At 43.1% G+C, this 1,182-nt stretch carries 2 protein-coding genes; both read left to right on the top strand.

Translation table 11 applies throughout. From position 1 onward, the window contains the following. On the top strand, positions 1 to 638 hold a 638-nt coding region (locus tag A3739_RS10710; protein WP_156502535.1), incomplete at its 5' end, for a BamA/TamA family outer membrane protein. A gap of 21 nt (positions 639 to 659) precedes the next feature. Continuing rightward, positions 660 to 1,166, top strand: a complete 507-nt coding sequence (locus A3739_RS10715; protein WP_068478409.1) for an OmpH family outer membrane protein — start codon at positions 660 to 662, stop codon at positions 1,164 to 1,166. Positions 1,167 to 1,182: the final 16 nt, after the last annotated feature.

Genomic DNA, 1,182 nt, shown 5'->3' on the forward strand with positions numbered 1-1,182 from the left:
ACAATTATGAGCTTGATGGTGGTTGGTCGCGTAGTACGTTGAATCGAGGCATGTTCCCAACCGCTGGTTGGCGCCAAGGTTTAAGCGCTTCGATTACTGTGCCGGGAAGCGATCTTTCATTTTACAAGGTTCGCTATAACTCTAATTTTTACGTTCCGCTAAGCAGTCAACACGACTTTGTTTTCCGTATGCGGAACGAGCTTGCTTATGGCGGGGCGTATGGTGACACAGATCAAATGCCATTTTATGAGCATTATTATGCCGGTGGTATCAACTCGGTAAGAGGGTATGAAAACAACTCTCTTGGTCCCAAGACAACTGAGCAGTTCCAGTTTGCGACAGCTGATCCATTTGGCGGTGATTTGCTAGTTGAAAATAGTTTTGAACTAATATTTCCATTGCCTTTTATCAAAGATCAAAGCTCCATGAGAATGGCATACTTTGTTGATACGGGTAATGTATTTGATACCGCACGAGGTTATGACTTTGCGTTTGAAGAAATTAGATGGTCAACTGGCTTAGCTTTGCAGTGGAATACATTTATCGGTCCACTTGGATTTAGCTTTGGCAAGGCCATGAATGCGACGCCTGAAGACGAAAAGCAGTTTTTCCAGTTTTCTCTTGGACAACCATTTTAATAAAAACGAGGATTTTATCTCATGAAATTAATTAGATCAGTTAGTGCTGTGGTAATGCTTGCGATGCTTAGTTTCTCAGTTGCAGCTGAGACTCGCCTTGGTTTGATCGATATGCGAGCAGCTTTATTTTCGTCAAAGGCGGCACAAAGCTTCTCGGATAAAATGGTCGCTGAGTTTAAGGAACAAGACCTTGAGGTCCGCGCTGTAAGTGAGGCTGCGCGCAAACTTGAACTGCGTTTGCAAAACGATGCGGCAATTATGAGTGATAGCGAACGAGCAAAACTTTCCGCGGATTTAGAGGAAAAAGCGCAAGAGTTTCGTTACTTGAAAACGAAGCTTGATAAGGCTTTGGCGGAGAAGCGTCAGGAATTTTTAGAACTGTCACGCCCGAATTTGGATATGGTGATTGCAGACTTGGTTGCTCAGGAAAAGCTGGATGTCATTATGCCAAGAGAAGCGGCTTTGTATGCCGATCCAAAACTTGATTACACACAAAAAATCATCGATATGCTTGATGCATTAAAATAGAGTTCTGACGATTATA

Source organism: Oleiphilus sp. HI0067, from assembly GCF_001635735.1.

Excerpts from the sequence above, each read along its gene's own strand:
- A3739_RS10715 (WP_068478409.1), top strand. The coding sequence starts at position 660 with ATGAAATTAATTAGATCAGTTAGTGCTGTGGTAATGCTTGCGATGCTT.